Genomic DNA, 16,510 nt, shown 5'->3' on the forward strand with positions numbered 1-16,510 from the left:
ATCTGGAGCGGGAAACGGGATTCGAACCCGCGACCCTCAGCTTGGAAGGCTGATGCTCTACCAACTGAGCTACTCCCGCTCATATCCCGCCGGTACCGGCTTTCCGTAATACCTGCCGGGAAATACCGTGGTGGGGAGGGGAGGATTCGAACCTCCGAAGGCTTCGCCGACAGATTTACAGTCTGTTCCCTTTGACCGCTCGGGAACCTCCCCACAATCCTGTTTATTTCTTAAAGACCGCCGCAGCCTGATAAAGAAAAAAATTTCCCTATCAGCCGATTTTTTCATCGATTTTTCGTATTTTAAACGAAAAACCGCACCGGCCTCTCGGACTTCTTTGGAGCTGGCGAAGGGAATTGAACCCCCAACCTACTGATTACAAATCAGTTGCTCTACCGGGTTGAGCTACGCCAGCAAAGGGCAGACCCTGCCCCCTAAAAATTTCAGGTGGTGAATAATAGGTTTACTGTAAGAACATGTCAAGAGAAAAAATACAAGGAATATACGCTCATAAAAAAAATTTTCAGAGGTCATCCCGCGCGGCATTTGATCGGGCGATCGGAGGGAAGAAAGCCTGCGCGAAACTTTCTACTTGACGCGCCTGGCCTGCTATGCTAGAATTCGGATTGTGGACAGTTGTCTCCAGGCCCTGAAAAAGGAGCTGTCCGGTTATACCTCACTTTGCTGGTAGAAGATAGAGAACGGGAACGAGACCCGCCAGGGGTTGACCCGCGAGAGGAGGGCAGAAAAAACTAAATCCACGGGAAAGATCAACCTTCCAACCCTGAAGAACTGGATGTGGATTGATTCAAATCCACGGTGAACCCTGCTTCAGGCCGATCAATCAACTGGAACCTGAAAAGGGATTGAAAGAAATATCCTTTTTCGATGTTGAATTTTGGAGGAACAAAAATGAAGAAGCTTATCGTACTGGCTGCGATGCTGGTTCTGCTTCCAGGTTTGCTCAATGCCGCTGAAATTACGCGAGAGGGCGATCCTGGATTTTTCTTTGGTTTCTATACCACCGCTAATGTGATCAGGGGCGAAACCTACTGCGACGAAGTTGCCGCCACGAACTTTGCCTGGATCTCCACATGTAATACCGGTGCAGACACCTTCTGTCTCCACTACTGGGATGATCTCGGATGGCCGATCGTCGGAACGACCTTTGCCGATGGCGAATGCTTCATCGTTGGCGACGCCAGCTACTATGTGGCTGAAGTCTGTATCACAGTCCCGTGCGACGCCGTAATCGGCCCCACGGGAATCAACAATCTCTGCGCTCACATGGCATACTGCGATGTCAACATCGAATGCCAGCCCGACAGCGCTGACTGTATCGACCCGAACACCTATGGTGGCGGCGAGCAGTACAACGTTTCCTGCTGTGAGCTCACAGTCGTCGAGACACCGCCCTCCCTCTACGTGCTTCAGGATACCCTCTATCTCGTAGAGCAGGGTCTGACAGCCGCGTACATCCCGTTCTCACTCTGCAACGGTGATCCCTGCGCGCCTCCGTCCGACTATAACTGGGTCATCACGAGCACCGGCGTTGTTGGTCCCGCGATCAACCAGAGCGGTACCCTCGTCGGCGTTCCTGGCGGAAAGTGCCTCGATGTCTATGGTATTATCAATGCCGGCGCTGCGAACATCTGCGACTATGATGTCCTGACGATCATCGCCTGGGATCTTACCGGGTCGGTCTATGACACATGCGTCCAGGAAATCCATGTTGTAGAGCCTGTGCCAGTACCTCTCTTCTCGACACCTGTAGTCACGATCCTGGTTCTTGCCATGATCCTCGCTGCCGCTGTCATCATGAAGAGGACTGCCATAAGCAAGGCCTAGAGATAGTAAGTACTTGCTAACTTTTTGACGTGAGGTATCAGTCTATTAATTTGGGCCACGGAAAGAAGCCAGAAGGTGAAGCGGGAGAAATCCGGAAAGGACGGTCTTTCCGGGGAGAGTTCATTACTTTCCTTATTCTCTTCTTTATCCTCTGGCTTTTTTCCTATATTCTCACTTTGAGGTTTCCCGGCTTTCTCGTCTCGGCAGGAAATTTCATCGCTTCAGAGATCGCCTGGCTGCTCTCGATCCTCTCTTACAGCCATACACTGAAAGATTCGACGCTTACCCTGTTTACCGCCCACGGGGGAGAACGCCTCGTGGTGATAGCCGAATGCACCGGGATCTATACGACTATCATCTACCTGTCGATAGTAGGTTCGTACCCGGCGAGGATAAGTGAAAAACTGGCGGGACTTCTCATAGGTATTCCGGCGATACACATTCTCAATCTTATCAGGATGGTCTTCGTAGCCCTCGTCCTCTATCATAAACGCGAACTTTTCGAATTCTTCCATGGATACCTCTGGCAGGGAAGCTTCCTGATTTTCATGCTGGTCCTTGTAGTCTTCTGGATGACAAAGATCGTCAAGCCCCGGAGGGCGCCTGACGCTAACGGGCCGGCTGAGGACGGATCGCCATGACGGCTGAAGGGCAGACCGAAAGAGACGGCAATGGGCAGAGCCTCCTGTGGTTCTTCCTCAGGTTCATAGCTGCTTCTCTCGCCCTTTTCGTGCTCCACATGAAAGCGGGATTCATCTATATGCGGCTTCTCGCCTGGGGCGCCAGGCCCCTTCTCGCCATCTTCGGCCAGGAGATCATTATGGAAAGGGCCGAATCGATAGCGGCCGAGGTCTCGCTTAACCCGGCGGTATTCCTCTCTCTCGTGATCGCCCTTTCCGGAGTGGCGGCGAGAAAAAAGATCACGGCGGCGATCGTCGGTACGGCGATACTGACCGCGGCAAACATCCTTACCGTCTTTCTTGTCTTTATGAGTTATTACATGAATAATGAAAAGCTCTGGACAGGCACGGAATTTCTCAATCTTACGATCAACTTCTTCCTGCCCCTGCTGCTGTTTATCATCCTGATGCCGATAAAAAGACTTTTTTTTACCGATCCTTCGTCTCTTTGAGCGCCGGCCCTTCAGCCCTGTCCTCGACGACATAGCCCAGCGCCAGTATCTCGCTCCGCAGCCGGTCGGCGAGCTCCCAGTCTTTTGACTTTCTCGCCTCTTCTCTTTTCTCGACAAGCAGGGAGACTTCCGCGGGTATCACCATCTCCGATCTCGGCAAACCTTCCCTGAAAAGCCCGAGTATCGTATCGAAAAGTTCGAAATGGCCGAGAAGCCTGCCTACCGCGTCCCGACCCGCTTCGGACATCCCTGGATTATCAGCCTTTATCCTGTTGATCTCCCTGACAAGCCGGAAGATATGACCGATAGCCTCACCGCTGTTGAAATCGTCGTCCATCGCCGCGATGAAATCTTTTCTCACCTCTTCGGCGAAATCGAGAAGTCTCGCGATCCCGTCTCCCGCCGTACTGCTTCCATCCTCAGGATCGTAGCGGGACAGCTCGTCGAGGTATACGCAGGTGTTCCTGATCCTTTCGAATCCCGATTCTGCTTCCTTCAGGCGGTCTCTGCCGAATTCCGTCCTGCTTCGGAAGTGGGTCGAGAGGAGGTAGAATCGAACGACCTCGCCCGAAAATTCCTGGCAGATATCCTCGATTGAGAAAAAATGTCCCGTCGACTTCGACATCTTTTCTCCGCGAAGGTTAAGAAGACCGTTATGCATCCAGTAATTGACGTAACTTTTTCCGGTCAGCGATTTGCTCTGCGCTATCTCATTCTCATGATGGGGAAATACGAGATCCTGCCCGCCCCCGTGCATATCCACCGTCTCTCCAAGATACTTCATCGACATCACCGAACATTCTATATGCCATCCGGGACGGCCCCTGCCCCAGGGCGAATCCCAGGCCGGTTCACCCTCCTTGGCCGCTTTCCACAAAGTGAAATCGAGGGCATCCTGCTTGCTTTCCCCGATCTCTATCCTCGCTCCAGCCCTGAGATCATCTATCTTCCTTCCCGACAACTCACCGTAAAACGGGCACTCCCTGACCTTGAAATAAACATCCCCTCCCGATTCGTATGCCGCGCCGCTATCTATAAGCCTGCTGACCATATCGATGATATCTCCGATATGGTCTGTCGCCCTGGGATACCTGTCGGCGGGCAGGATGTTCAGTTCCTTTTCGTATTTGAAATATTCTCCGATATAACGCTCGGCGATCTCGCTGTATTCTTTTCCTTCTTCGTTCGCCCTCGCTATTATCTTGTCATCGACATCGGTAAAGTTCTGTATGTAGGTGACGTCGTACCCTGAATACCTGAGATACCTCTTTATCATGTCGCCGGCGACGAAAGCGAGCATATGGCCCATATGCGGTTTATCCTGCACGGTCATCCCGCAGAAATAGATCCCGACCTTCCCCTCACGAACAGGCTTGAATTCCTCTTTTTTCCTTCGAAGCGTATCATAGACTTTCAGGACCATCTGTCTTATCCTTCCTCTGTCCGGCGGCCCCCTGCCGGGACCTTTCCATCTCTATCAGGTGTGTCCGTCTGCCGACATTTCTTTTAAATAAACCGGTCGACGGTCTTTCTATCCAGGCTCCTGACCACCTCGACCATCAATCTAACCGCGTTATCAAAATCCTTCCTCAGAAGGATCCCCGCCGGACTGTGAATATAGCGGGTCGGGACGCCTATGACAAGTGTCGGGACACCACTCTCATTCAGGTGCACCTTTCCCCCGTCTGTCCCTCCGAATGGTATCGCGCTGAAGTGATAAGGGATCTTCTTTTTCTCCGCGATCTGCGCGACATGATCCCTCAGCCCGACATTCGGGATAAGCGTGGCGTCATAGACGCATATCGATACGCCGGCTCCCAACTTTTCGACCGCCCCTTCAGCCGAACCTGGCAGATCCTGGGCGACATTCACATCTATGGCAAAGCAGATATCGGGAGCGACCGCGTGGCTGCTCGTAACCGCCCCCCTTATCCCGACTTCCTCCTGAACGGTCCCGACACCGAAGACGGCGTTGGGAAGCCGGAATTGTTTCAATCTCCTTATAGTCTCGACGACGACCATGCATCCGATCCTGTTGTCCCAGGCTTTCGCCATATAAGCCTTTCCACCCCTGAGGATGGTAAACGGGCTTACCGGAACAACCGGGTCACCCGGCCTTATACCGAGGCTTTCCGGTTTCTGTTTTCCCGAGAGTCCGACATCTATAAAGAAGTCTTTCGCCTTCAGAGGTTTGTCCCTCTCGTCCTTTTCCATTGAGAAAGGTGATTTCGAGGCTATGACCCCAGTTATATCACCTTTCATGCTCCTTATTTTCACAACCGCGCCAAGGACCCTCGGGGGCCACCATCCACCCAGCGTATTGAACTTTATATAGTTACCGGAAAAATGCGATACCATGAACCCGATCTCGTCCATATGCCCGGCCAGCATTATCCTTGGCGATTCTTTTCCGCCCTTCAGGCGCCCGATAAACGATCCGAGCCTGTCCCTTTCCACGTCCACAAGCCCATCAAGGTGCGACACCATCAGATCGAAGATCTCTCCTTCCGCTCCGGAGACACCGGTAGCTTCCGTGAATTCCTTCATTAAGAGTTCGATGCGGTCCATGACCCCCTCCTGTCTTTCAGGTAATCATCTTTCCAGCGCCATAAAGCATATCTTCTCGACCAGTTCTCCGAAGGATATCCCCGCCTCGCGGGCTGCCATCGGAACAAGACTCAGGTCTGTCATGCCCGGCAGAGTATTCACTTCAAGGCAATATGGATCTCCATCATCCCCCAGCCTGAAATCTACCCTGGCATAATCCCTGCACGAAAGCGCGTTATAGGCAAGCAGCGCCTCCCTTTTGAGTTCAGCCCCGGTCCATTCGTCGATCTTGGCCGGAGCTTCATACCGGCTCGCTTCTTTCGTATATTTTGATCTGTAATCGTAAAAACCACTCTTCGGTACGATCTCGATAACAGGGAGAGCTTCCCCGTCGAGTACGGCGACAGTGACTTCCCTGCCGGAGATATACCTTTCCACCATAAGCTCCCGCCCGAATCTTGACGCCAGCGACAGCGCTTCGGGAAGTTTTTCCGGTTCGGGGACATAGGAAAACCCGACGCTTGATCCCTGGCAGTTCGGTTTGATGATGACAGGGAACCCGATCCCGCTTTCAATCGCCGCTCTTACCCTCTGTATCTCGATATCTCCCGAGAGAACGGTAAGAAGATGGGGAGCCGTCCTTACTCCAGCCTGGTTGAAAAGGGCTTTTGACCTGTCCTTGTTCATAGCGAGAGCGCTCCCCAGAACGCCTGTGCCCGTATATCTCGCTCCCGTCATCTCCAGGACCGCCTGGACCGTCCCGTCCTCTCCCTTTCCGCCATGAAGCGCCACAAAGACTACATCGGCCGACTGGATGAACTCGGAACCGGCCCAGAGGCACATCTTCTCCGGCGGCAGAGCACGCAGCCCGGCCGGAGGCAGTTCACCTATTGATATTTCCCTCTCCTCTCCCTGGCCTTCCACGGGAAGAGCGAAATCGAAAGTCCTGACCTTATGCCCCATCGCTGAAAGGGCGCGGGCGACTCCCATACCGCTTGCTATCGAGACATCCCTCTCCGGAGAATCTCCGCCGAGAAGGACTGTTATCCTGAGTTTTCTCTTTTCCCCCATATCATCTTCTCCACTTCATTCGACCCGGAAATCATCGCAAATCGACATTTCGACTCCTTCGAAGATCCGGCTGCTTTTATCAGGTATCCACGGCGGCCCTTACGAGGGCTGCGGCTACATCCTCTTTTCCCCTGATCAAAATGACCATGACAAGATCCGGGCCGTGCGAGACTCCGGTCACGGCGACCCTCAGCGGCATATACAAATCCTTTCCCTTTATCTGAAGATCCCTGCCAGTCTCTTTAATTATCCGGCGTATCTCTTCCGCATTCCAGTCTTCAGCTGCTTCGAACCTTCCTTTGAGCTCAAGGAGCAACCTGCCGGCCCCGTTGAGCTGAACGAGAGCCTCTTCATCATAGTCGATCCCCCCTGGCTCAAACGCCGCCGCCTCGAAAGGAAGCCGGTCGAAAGAGGAAAGGTTTTCCGAAGATATTTCGAATATCGTTTTGAGTTCTTCCTCGCTGTATCTCTCCCTGAACCGCTCCGGGAAAAAACTCTTCGCGTCATTGAAATATTTTTCCGCTCCTCCTGCCCGGACATGCCGCGAGGTCACCCAGTTCAACTTTGCCTCGTCAAAAATACTCGGCGAATCCGATACCCTGGCAAGTTCGAATTCATCTACGAGTTCTTGGACCGAGAGTATCTCCTTCTCTCCCCTTGTCGCCCATCCGAGAAAAGCGAGATAGTTCAGAAGCGCTTCGGCGGGGTATCCCTTTTCCCTGTAGTCCCTGATATTGGGAGCTCCGTGCCTCTTGCTCAGTTTTGTCCGGTCCTGGCCGAGGATAAGCGGAATATGCGCGAATCGCGGCGGCGAGAGTTCCAGCGCTTCATAGATCATGATCTGCCTGAGAGTGTTCGAAAGGTGTTCCGCCCCCCTGATCACATGAGTGATCTTCATCAGGGCATCGTCTATCGCCGCGGCAAAATTATATGTCGGCAACCCGTTCGACCTCAGAATGACAAAATCTCCGACCATCCCGGCTGGAAAGGAGACTTCCCCTCTTGCTATATCGTCGATCTTTCTGTCGACCCCGGCCTCGACCTCGAACCTGATGCTTTCGGGCAGGCCCTGGTCCCTTTTTTCCTTCCGTGCAGCTTCGTCAAGGCGCCTGCATGTCCCGTCATATTGCGGAGGGTTTCCGTCCTCGCGCATCATCGCGCGCTTTTCCGCGAGCTGGTCATCGGTGCAGAAACACGGGAAAGCCCTGCCGCTTTCAACGAGCCTGAGTGCGTATTCCCTGTATATCTCCACTCTTTCCGTCTGCCTGTAGGGTCCGTACTCTCCTCCGGCTTCAGGCCCTTCATCCCAGGAAAGCCCCAACCAGCGGAGATCATCGAGAAGCGAATCCTCGAATTCCCTTGATGAACGCTCACGGTCGGTATCTTCTATCCTTATTATAAAACTTCCGCCGTTGTGGCGGGTGAATAGCCAGTTGAAGAGCGCGGTCCTCGCTCCCCCTATATGCAGCAGCCCCGTCGGACTCGGCGCGAATCGTACCCTGATATCTTTCAAGCCATCACTTCCTCTATATCCTGCCGCTTAAGGCCGGCCACCACATCCGGCCCGCTAATATCCCCATGCCGCAAGGATCACACTCTTCCTACAGATCCACCTTTTCAAGAAGGACGACAGCTCTCGCGGCGATAGCTTTCTTTTCACCTACCGGTCCGAGTCCTTCACCCCTTGTCGCCTTGACCGATACGCGGCCCTGTTCAGCCTGGAGTATCGACGATATCTTCTCTGTCATCCCTTTTCTGTAAGGAGAAAGCAGCGGTTCTTCGGCATGCACGATACAATCGAGATTGACCAGCCTGTATCCCCTGTCGAGAATGATCCGGTAGACTCTTTCAAGAAGAATCACGCTCGATATATCCCTGTACTCCCGGGTCTCGGGGAAATATTCTCCGAGATCGCCGAGAGCCAGCGCTCCGAGAAGGGCGTCAGATATCGCGTGGAGAAGGACGTCGGCATCTGAATGCCCCTTCAGCCCCATTTCGCTCTCTATATGCAGACCACCAAGGACCAGCTCGCGTCCGCTCACCAGAGGATGAATATCATACCCCGTCCCGATCCTGATATCACATTTCATCGTCGTTTTCCTGTCCTGATATAAATCATTACCTTGCCGGAAATGTCATTCGGGATCATCCGTCTCCGGCAGGTCAAGTTTTCTTCCCGCGAGAAAGCTTTTTATAATATCGAGGTCTTCCCTGACCGTCACTTTGATATTCCACCTTTCCCCTTCGACTGCTTTTACCGGCATATCGGCCAGGAGGACCAGCGAGCTTTCATCCGTAGCCGTCCTTATAAGGTCCTCATCGTTGTGATAGGCCTTTTTCAGCACTTCCGCCCTGAATCCCTGCGGCGTCTGTATTCCCACGACCCTGTCTCTCGGCACCATACTCTCCAGTTCCTTTCCCCTGAGGCGCCCCAGCGTATCTGTCGTCTGCAGTACCGGCACGGCGGCACCCGAGACCCTCGCCTCCGCAACGACCCTTTCAACCAGGGAAGGAGAGACAAAAGGCCTGCAGGCGTCATGGATCAATATCAGTTCTGCTCCATCGGCTTCCTTCAGGCCGATCGCTACTGATTCCTGCCTCGTACTTCCTCCCGCGACTACCCTTACAACGGCATCCGGGACTTCTTTCGAAAGGAGCTCCTCGGCCTTTTCCTCCCATCCCGGCGGAACGATCACCACGAAAACGCTTATTCCTCCCCATTTAAGGAGATTCTCGATCGACATGGCCAGCAGAGTGCGCCCTTCGACCGGATAGAAACTCTTCGGGATCTCCCGGCCAAGCCTGACCCCCCTGCCAGCGGCGGCAACGAGGCATATTATTTTCTCTTCAGATGCCAAAATATCCCTCTTTCATAATGATGAATGCGCTCGTCGCGATTATCTCAGAATATCTCCACGGTAAGATATTTCTTCGGATTCTTCTTTACATCAGCGACGAGTTCGGAGATCCCATCGACCGCTTTTTCAAGTTTATCCAACAGTTCCCGGTCGTTGAGAAGAGTGCCGAAGGTGTTATCATCGGCCCTCAATCTTTCCATCACATCGATAAGGGCGATGGTAACGAGATTCATCTTTTCAAGCAGGCCGGGAAGATCCTGGCTGGCGTATTCAAGACGGGAAAAGAGGCTGTCTATCTCCGCGGAATTACGTTCAAGGATCGAATCGATCCTTTCAGCCGATCGGCTGAATGAGTTAAATCCTTTGTCGATCGTCTCCGAATTCTTCTTAATACCATCTCTGAGGTCTGTCGTTATCGAAGCGAGGTTTTCGATCACGGTAGAGAGTTTTCCTCCCTCTGTCAGCATCCTCGTGATCCTGTCCATGTCGGCCGCCAGTTTGGAGAGATCATCGATCACCTTTCCCATCGAGGCAAGGGCTTCCGAGATCCCGGGATCATAGACGCCGGTAAGGATCGATCCCGGCTGAAGAATATCCTGAGAATCGCCGAGAATGATCGAGACGATCCTCTCTCCCATGATCCCCCTTGTCTGGAGAACGACACGGGAATCTTCCGGGATCCTCGCCCTGACATCTATCGCCATTGTGATTATTACATCTTTTTCCCGCAGGTCGACCTGCTTGACCTCACCCTGCTCCACTCCGTTGACATTTACCGCATCCCCGGGATCGATCCCCCCTACCATCGGAAAGACCGCGTGAAGCACGTAAGTCTTTCGCCCGACATCAAACCCTTCAAACCACATCAATCCTATCGTAAAGACAAGGACAGCGATAAAAATAGTCAATCCTACACGAATCTCCAGCGTCTTGTAATCCATCACCATTTCCCTGTGGTAGTGTGCTCCTCAGACTGCCTTGATAGGACCCACGGCCCTGCCTTCTATAAACTGCCTGACTATCTCGTTACCAGTCTCCCTGGTCTCATCCGGCGAACCCTCGAATATGATCTTTCCATTGTAAAGCATTGCCATGTGATCAGCTATCTTGTAGGCGCTGCCGATGTCATGAGTGACGACGACAGATGTTATATTCAGTTCCCTCTGAAGGTCTCGTATAAGCTCATTGATGACATCCGCCATTATCGGGTCGAGCCCGGTGGTGGGTTCGTCATAAAGGACGACCTCGGGATCCATTACTACCGCCCTGGCAAGGCCGACTCTCTTCTTCATCCCTCCGCTGAGCTCTGCGGGAAACTTGTCGTACACATCCTCAAGGCCTACCAGGCGAAGCTTCTCAAGCACGATATCCCGGATCTCTCCATCCTCTTTCCCCGAATGCCTGATCAGGGGCAAGGCGACATTATCCCCGACACTCATCGAGTCGAAAAGGGCCGATGCCTGAAAAAGCATACCAAAGTGCATACGCATTTCAAACAGTTTTCTCCTGCTAAATCGTGTTATATCTTCGTCTTTGAAAAATATCTCCCCCTTGTCGGGTTTCAGGAGCCCGGTCAGGTGTTTCAGCAGAACACTCTTGCCGCAGCCGCTTCTACCGATAACGACGAGCGTCTCCCCGCGTTCGATGTCGAGATCAAGGCTGTCGAGCACCGCCTCACCGGCAAAGACCTTTGATACTCCCCTTATACTTATTATCGCTTCCCTGCAGATATCGATCATTCCCTTCGCCGGAGATTATTCCGGCGCGAAAATCACCCGGAAAATAAGCGAGGCGAGAAGATAATTCGCTATGAGAATAAGAAGGCATGAAGATACGACCGCTTTCATCGTCGCTATACCCACGCCCTCCGCTCCACCCCTGGTGGAAAATCCGTGATAGCATCCCATGAACGCTATTATAAATCCGAAAAAGAAAGTCTTTATAAGACCTCCGACAAGATCCTGCCTCTCGAAAAGAAGCCTCAACCCGTTCTGAAAGACATTGAAGCTTACGCCCATCGAAATCTTTGATACGACCATCCCGCCGAGTATCGCCAGAAGATCGGAAAAAACAGTAAGGACGGGCAGCATCAGGGTAGCCGCGATGATCCTTGGGAGGACAAGATAGTCTACCGGATCGATAGCTATCATCTCCATCGCGTCTATCTGCTCGGTCACCTTCATTGTCCCGAGTTCGGCAGCTATCGCCGCGCTTACCCTTCCTCCCACAACAAGCGCCGTAAGAACCGGCCCGAGTTCGAGAGTCACTGATTTGCCGACAACGGCGCCTATATACCTCATCGGAACGAAACCCTGAAACTGATACGCCGCCTGTATAGCAGTGACAGCGCCTACAAACAGAGACGTCACGAGAACGAGCGGAATGGAACCGAGCCCTATCCGCTCCATCTGAAAGACTATGTTCCTGAAATTTTTGAAGGCCCCCGGAGAGACCCTGACGATCCTGCAAAGGAGGATAAAGATCCCTCCGATCTCCTCCATTATTACCAGAAAGGATCTGCCTATCCAGGCAAAGAAACCCAATTAAACCTCCAGCGCTTCATCACGGTCGTAAGAAACAGCGGTCCAGTCTGCTTTTTCCGGCTGATCTCAGAATACTTCTTCCGGACCGGCCGAATCGACATTCGCCATCGAGCGGAACCGCGTGTACTGTTTTTCAAAATACAGGTGGACCGTCCCGGTAGGTCCATTTCGCTGTTTGCCGATAATAAGCTCAGCCCTGCCCTCTTTTTCGGGATCGCCCGGATCGTAAAATTCGGGCCTGTAAAGAAAGAGTACCAGATCGGCATCCTGTTCGATCGCGCCCGATTCCCTGAGATCGGAGAGCATCGGCCTCTTGTCGCCTCCGCGGGATTCGACAGCCCTCGACAGCTGTGAAAGGGCAATGACGGGAATCGAAAGTTCTTTTGCCAGAGCTTTCATCGAACGCGATATCGCCGATATCTCCTGTTGCCTGTTGTCAGTCCTCTCGCTTGCCCTGGCAAGCTGCAGATAGTCAATCACGACGAGCGAAAGATTGTGTTCCGCTTTCAACCTTCTCGCCCGGGCCCTGATATCGAGAGTCGTTATCGCCGGGGTGTCATCAATGAATATCTGAGCTTCAGAAAGCAGCCCCGCTGCATTTGTCAGCCTTTCAATATCCTTGGCCGAGGTGAACCCGCGCCTTACCTTCTGGGCGTCGACCTGCGCCTCGGCGCAGAGAAGTCTCTGAACAAGGAGTTCCTTGGACATCTCGAGACTGAAGATCGCCACAGGTTTCTTCTCTTCCAGCCCGATATGCTGAGCTATGTTCAGGGCGAAACTGGTTTTTCCCATCGACGGCCTGCCGGCAACGATGACCATATCGCTCGGATGGAGCCCCGCGGTATATTTGTCCAGGTCGATGAAACCAGTTGATATGCCGGTCGTCGATTCTCTCGTTTCATGAATCCTCTGTATCTCCTCGAACCGTTCCTTAAGGACATCTTTTATATGGAGGAATCCCTGGCTTACGCGTGATTCGCTGACCCTGAATATCTTCTGTTCAGCTTCGTCGAGGATCGCGCCGGCTGTCGTTTCCGCCCTGTAGCACTCTCCCACTATCTCCGACGAGGCGTGAATAAGCTGCCTGAGGATATATTTTTCCATTACGATCCTGGAGTAATATTCGATATTCGCCGCAGTAGGGACCGAATCGACAAGTTCCGTCAGTGCGGCGATCCCGCCAGCAGTCTCGAGATCCCCGGCTTTTCTAAGCTCTTCCGACAGAGTCATTATATCTATCGGTTCATGCCTGGTGAAAAGAGAGATCATCGCCCTGAAGATCCGCGAATGGGACGGGCGGTAAAAAGCTTCCGGTATAACGATCTCGATCGCCCTGGTCGCCGCCTCCGCTTCAAGAAGCATCCCGCCAAGTACGGCTCGCTCAGCCTCGATAGCCTGAGGGGGCATCTTCTCTATCAGCGTGGTCGATCTGTCGATATCCTGATTCTCTATCATTACATCCTTTCGACACTCTTCTCCATCGTGGGAGATCTCTTTACGGCCGCCTTCCGGCAACCGACTCATCGTAGAGGCGCCGAAGAAGTTTCATATCCTCCCAGGTCGGCCTTTTGAAGTTCGGATTCCTTAAAAGCGCGGCGGGGTGATACGTGACAACGACTTTTATCCCATTATAACGATGCGTACTCTCCCTGAGTCTTTTCAATGTATCTTTCGTCTTGAGAAGGTTCTGCGCAGCGACCCGGCCGAGTGCGCAAATCAGGACAGGGTCGATTATTTTCAGCTGCTCGGCGAGATACCCTTCACAGGCGGCGACTTCGTCCTCGTTGGGATCACGGTTCGACGGAGGACGACACTTGAGTATATTCGCGATGTATACGTCATCCCGGCTCAGTCCTATCGATTCTATGATCTTGTCGAGAAGTTTTCCCGCCCGGCCGATAAACGGTATTCCGCTGAGGTCTTCATCCCTGCCCGGAGCTTCCCCCACAAAGACGATAGCCGAAGAGTTGTTTCCCGCGCCGAACACCGTTTTTGTCCTCGTCTTATGCAGGTCGCAACGGGTACACCGGGAAACGGTCTTCTCAAGAGAATCGAGATCAATGCTCCCGCCGCCGGCGCCCGGAACAGCGCCGGAGGAGGGGAAAAGCGACCCTGCCGCAGTTTCAGTCACCCTGTCGATGCCATTCATCTTTTCCCCGCCCGCCGGACCGGACGCTACCGGACCAGCCGTTTCCGGTGATGTCCTGATAATGATCTCTTCCCCGGCGTGGAAGCCACACCTCTCAAACCTGTGAAGAACAACACGTCCTCTATCGGTTAATCTCCCGAAATATCTTTTCAGGGAGACATTTATATCGTAGGCCTGCTCTTTCATCCACCAGCTTTCCTTATTCTTCCATCCTCGACGAGCCTCTCCACGATCAGGGCCGCGGCTTCTTTCTTCGATATCACCTGAGTAGCCTCGATCTTTTCGGTCCCCCTGAAAAGAAATATCTGGTTCGTGTCCGAGGCGAACCCTGTATCGTTACCTGCCATGTTGAGGACAAGGTAATCGCATCCCTTCTCTTTTATCTTTTTAATCGCGTTGGCCTCTCCATCTCCCGTTTCGAGAGCGAACCCGACAACTACCTGCCCTTTTTTCTTTTTTCCCCTGACCGCCTTCAGGATATCATCGGTCTTCTTCAGTTCAATACTCATCCCGCCGGCAGTCTTCTTTATCTTCTCTTTCGCCTTGCGCATAGGCGTGTAATCAGCGACAGCGGCCGCCATTACAAGGAGGTCGCACCCCGGTAAGGCCCTGAGAACCGACCTTTTCATCTCAGCGGCTGTAGTCACTTTCTTCGTTCTTTCGACCGCCGGAGGATCGATATCGACAACCCCGTGAATAAGGGTGACTTGGGCGCCAAGTCTTTTAAGCCTTTTCGCTATGGCGAATCCCATCTTTCCGGTCGACCGGTTCGAAATATACCTTACCGGATCGAGCTCTTCCTCCGTCCTGCCCGCCGTCACTACAGCCCTGACCCCTTCGAGAAGCCGCGGGGCTAAAGCCGAATCCAGCGCCAGGAGGATATCTTCTGGTTCAGCCATCCTTCCCCTGCCGGATGTACCGCAGGCGAGATCACCCTCTGCCGGATCGATAACAAAGATCCCGTCCCCTTTAAGAGCGGCGATATTCCTCTGGACCGCCGGATTGCGCCACATTCCATCATTCATCGCCGGAGCGATAAGTATTTCTGTCGTATTTCCCCTCGCCGCGCACAGGACAGCGCTTGGCAGGTCGTCGGCAAGGCCGCAGGACAGTTTTGCTATGAAATCAGCGGTAGCCGGAGCTGCCAGTATCAGGTCGGCCCAGGCGGCAAGCTCTACATGTTCTACAGAGGGGGTGTCCCTTCGCGCGAAGAGCTCTTCCGGAACAGGATTTCCTGAAAGGACTTCGAAGGTCAGGGGAGTGACGAACTTTGTCGCCGCGCCGCTCATCAGGACTTTGACTTCCGCTCCGGCGCGCCTGAGAAGCCGGACCAGGAAAGCCGATTTATACGCGGAGATCCCGCCTGTGACTACAAGGAGGATATTCTTTCCGCCTAGCCGCTCCTCGTTCTTATTGCTCCTCCTCCGGCTCTTCATAACCGAATTTCACTTTCCCTTCAATAAGACGGTTAATGGCTATGGTCGTTGGTTTTTCCTCGATTTCTTCCTCGGAGAATTTTATCTCGTCATTTACCCTTCGAGCTTCCTTCGCAAGGACCCGTACTGCTTCATATCTGTTATCAATCATCTTTACGATATCCTCTATATTATTGACCCTCATATCCACCCCTTGAAATAAGTTTGATCTTGACCGGCCGGCAGCGATTCACCGCCAGCAATATCCATCCCTTTAGACCCGGGCTTCGCATCGTTCTTTCGAAAAGATCCCATTGCAGCCGGAATATATATTATTAATATAATTCATCAGGATTATCAACTAATTTGATCGCGGCCGGATCGCCTCTGCCGAGCCGATTCGATTATGGCACGGATCTCCTCGACCGACCGGCTGACAGCGTCGTTTATCACGCTGAAATCGTACCTGCCGGCAAACCCGATCTCTTTTCTGGCGTTAGCGAGCCTCTTGACAATCACTTCCTCACTGTCAGTATCCCTGCCCCTCAGTCTTTTCTCGAGTTCTTCCATTGACGGAGGCAACAGGAAGATCATCAAAGCTTCAGGCCTCTTCCCCTTGACGTTCAATCCGCCCTGGACATCGATCTCAAGGAGCAGATCGTGTCCTCTCGCGAGCTCCATATCGACGAACGACGAAAGGGTACCGTAGAGATTCCCATGTACCTCGGCCCACTCAAGGAGTTCTCCCGCCTTGCGTTTCAAGTCAAACTCCTCTTCGGAGACGAAGAAATAATCTATTCCTTCTACTTCGCCTTTCCTCGGTTCCCGGGTCGTCAGAGAGACCGAAGGGACGATCGACGCCGAGGACTCAAGAAAGGCTTTTACCACAGTCGATTTCCCAGCGCCTGACGGGCCGGAGACTACGATGATCATCGGTGTAGCTGTCT

Annotated in this window: 17 protein-coding genes and 3 tRNA genes; 3 read left to right on the forward strand and 17 right to left on the reverse strand. The window is 53.0% G+C overall.

The features are described from left to right. Positions 1-3 precede the first annotated feature (3 nt). The 3 genes from JW814_04440 to JW814_04450 all read right to left on the reverse strand — a co-directional run bounded on the left by JW814_04440 (position 4) and on the right by JW814_04450 (position 415). Positions 4-79: transfer RNA gene (locus JW814_04440), tRNA-Gly, on the reverse strand. A gap of 49 nt (positions 80-128) precedes the next feature. Next, positions 129-213: transfer RNA gene (locus JW814_04445), tRNA-Tyr, on the reverse strand. Between the two features lie 125 nt (positions 214-338). Beyond that, positions 339-415, reverse strand: a tRNA-Thr gene (locus tag JW814_04450). Between the two features lie 497 nt (positions 416-912). On the opposite strand from JW814_04450, the gene JW814_04455 reads away from it, so the two are divergent. Genes JW814_04455 through JW814_04465 form a run of 3 tightly spaced genes read left to right on the forward strand, consistent with a single transcriptional unit; the run spans position 913 to position 2,980 of the window. Further along, entirely contained in the window at positions 913-1,848 is a 936-nt protein-coding gene (locus JW814_04455; GenBank protein ID MBN2070688.1) for a hypothetical protein, read from the forward strand. A 50-nt stretch (positions 1,849-1,898) separates the two neighbouring features. Continuing rightward, positions 1,899-2,489, forward strand: a complete 591-nt coding sequence (locus tag JW814_04460) for a hypothetical protein (GenBank protein MBN2070689.1) — start codon at positions 1,899-1,901, stop codon at positions 2,487-2,489. Beyond that, positions 2,486-2,980: a hypothetical protein gene (locus JW814_04465; protein MBN2070690.1), complete on the forward strand. Its 495-nt coding sequence runs from the start codon at positions 2,486-2,488 to the stop codon at positions 2,978-2,980. The genes JW814_04460 and JW814_04465 overlap by 4 nt, the downstream gene beginning before the upstream one ends. Here JW814_04465 and JW814_04470 read toward each other — a convergent pair. The 14 genes from JW814_04470 to gmk form a co-directional block, all read right to left on the reverse strand. Continuing rightward, a complete protein-coding gene (locus JW814_04470; protein ID MBN2070691.1) occupies positions 2,958-4,403 on the reverse strand; it encodes a cysteine--tRNA ligase in 1,446 nt (481 codons plus the stop codon). The two genes, JW814_04465 and JW814_04470, sit on opposite strands and share 23 nt — an antisense overlap. Positions 4,404-4,486: 83 nt before the next feature. Beyond that, the gene (locus tag JW814_04475) at positions 4,487-5,548 is read right to left on the reverse strand and encodes a M42 family metallopeptidase (GenBank protein MBN2070692.1); all 1,062 of its coding nucleotides are present in this window, start codon (positions 5,546-5,548) and stop codon (positions 4,487-4,489) included. Positions 5,549-5,572: 24 nt separating this feature from the next. Further along, positions 5,573-6,598, reverse strand: coding sequence for a D-alanine--D-alanine ligase (locus JW814_04480; protein ID MBN2070693.1), 1,026 nt, complete (start codon positions 6,596-6,598; stop codon positions 5,573-5,575). Between the two features lie 79 nt (positions 6,599-6,677). After that, entirely contained in the window at positions 6,678-8,111 is a 1,434-nt protein-coding gene (locus tag JW814_04485; protein MBN2070694.1) for a glutamate--tRNA ligase, read from the reverse strand. 88 nt (positions 8,112-8,199) lie between these two features. Then, on the reverse strand, positions 8,200-8,688 hold the full coding sequence (locus JW814_04490) for a 2-C-methyl-D-erythritol 2,4-cyclodiphosphate synthase (protein MBN2070695.1): 489 nt from the start codon (positions 8,686-8,688) through the stop codon (positions 8,200-8,202). Between the two features lie 45 nt (positions 8,689-8,733). Further along, the gene (ispD, locus tag JW814_04495) at positions 8,734-9,456 is read right to left on the reverse strand and encodes a 2-C-methyl-D-erythritol 4-phosphate cytidylyltransferase (protein MBN2070696.1); all 723 of its coding nucleotides are present in this window, start codon (positions 9,454-9,456) and stop codon (positions 8,734-8,736) included. A gap of 44 nt (positions 9,457-9,500) precedes the next feature. Beyond that, on the reverse strand, positions 9,501-10,397 hold the full coding sequence (locus JW814_04500) for an MCE family protein (protein ID MBN2070697.1): 897 nt from the start codon (positions 10,395-10,397) through the stop codon (positions 9,501-9,503). A gap of 27 nt (positions 10,398-10,424) precedes the next feature. Next, complete coding sequence (locus JW814_04505; GenBank protein ID MBN2070698.1) at positions 10,425-11,195, reverse strand: ABC transporter ATP-binding protein; 771 nt, start codon at positions 11,193-11,195, stop codon at positions 10,425-10,427. A 15-nt stretch (positions 11,196-11,210) separates the two neighbouring features. Beyond that, positions 11,211-11,957 carry an ABC transporter permease gene (locus JW814_04510; protein MBN2070699.1) on the reverse strand — a complete coding sequence of 249 codons (747 nt, stop codon included), beginning with the start codon at positions 11,955-11,957 and terminating at the stop codon, positions 11,211-11,213. Positions 11,958-12,065: 108 nt separating this feature from the next. After that, positions 12,066-13,418, reverse strand: a complete 1,353-nt coding sequence (gene dnaB / locus JW814_04515) for a replicative DNA helicase (GenBank protein MBN2070700.1) — start codon at positions 13,416-13,418, stop codon at positions 12,066-12,068. Between the two features lie 76 nt (positions 13,419-13,494). Then, positions 13,495-14,148, reverse strand: a complete 654-nt coding sequence (locus JW814_04520) for a uracil-DNA glycosylase (GenBank protein ID MBN2070701.1) — start codon at positions 14,146-14,148, stop codon at positions 13,495-13,497. Between the two features lie 182 nt (positions 14,149-14,330). Continuing rightward, positions 14,331-15,584, reverse strand: coding sequence for a bifunctional phosphopantothenoylcysteine decarboxylase/phosphopantothenate--cysteine ligase CoaBC (gene coaBC, locus JW814_04525; protein ID MBN2070702.1), 1,254 nt, complete (start codon positions 15,582-15,584; stop codon positions 14,331-14,333). Next, positions 15,559-15,768: a DNA-directed RNA polymerase subunit omega gene (rpoZ, locus tag JW814_04530; protein ID MBN2070703.1), complete on the reverse strand. Its 210-nt coding sequence runs from the start codon at positions 15,766-15,768 to the stop codon at positions 15,559-15,561. The genes coaBC and rpoZ overlap by 26 nt, the downstream gene beginning before the upstream one ends. A 152-nt stretch (positions 15,769-15,920) precedes the next feature. Next, positions 15,921-16,496 (reverse strand): guanylate kinase, encoded by a 576-nt coding sequence (gmk, locus tag JW814_04535; protein MBN2070704.1) that lies wholly within the window; start codon positions 16,494-16,496, stop codon positions 15,921-15,923. Between the last annotated feature and the right edge of the window lie 14 nt (positions 16,497-16,510).

The organism is Candidatus Krumholzibacteriota bacterium, assembly GCA_016932415.1.
Lineage (GTDB): Bacteria > Krumholzibacteriota > Krumholzibacteriia > Krumholzibacteriales > Krumholzibacteriaceae > Krumholzibacterium.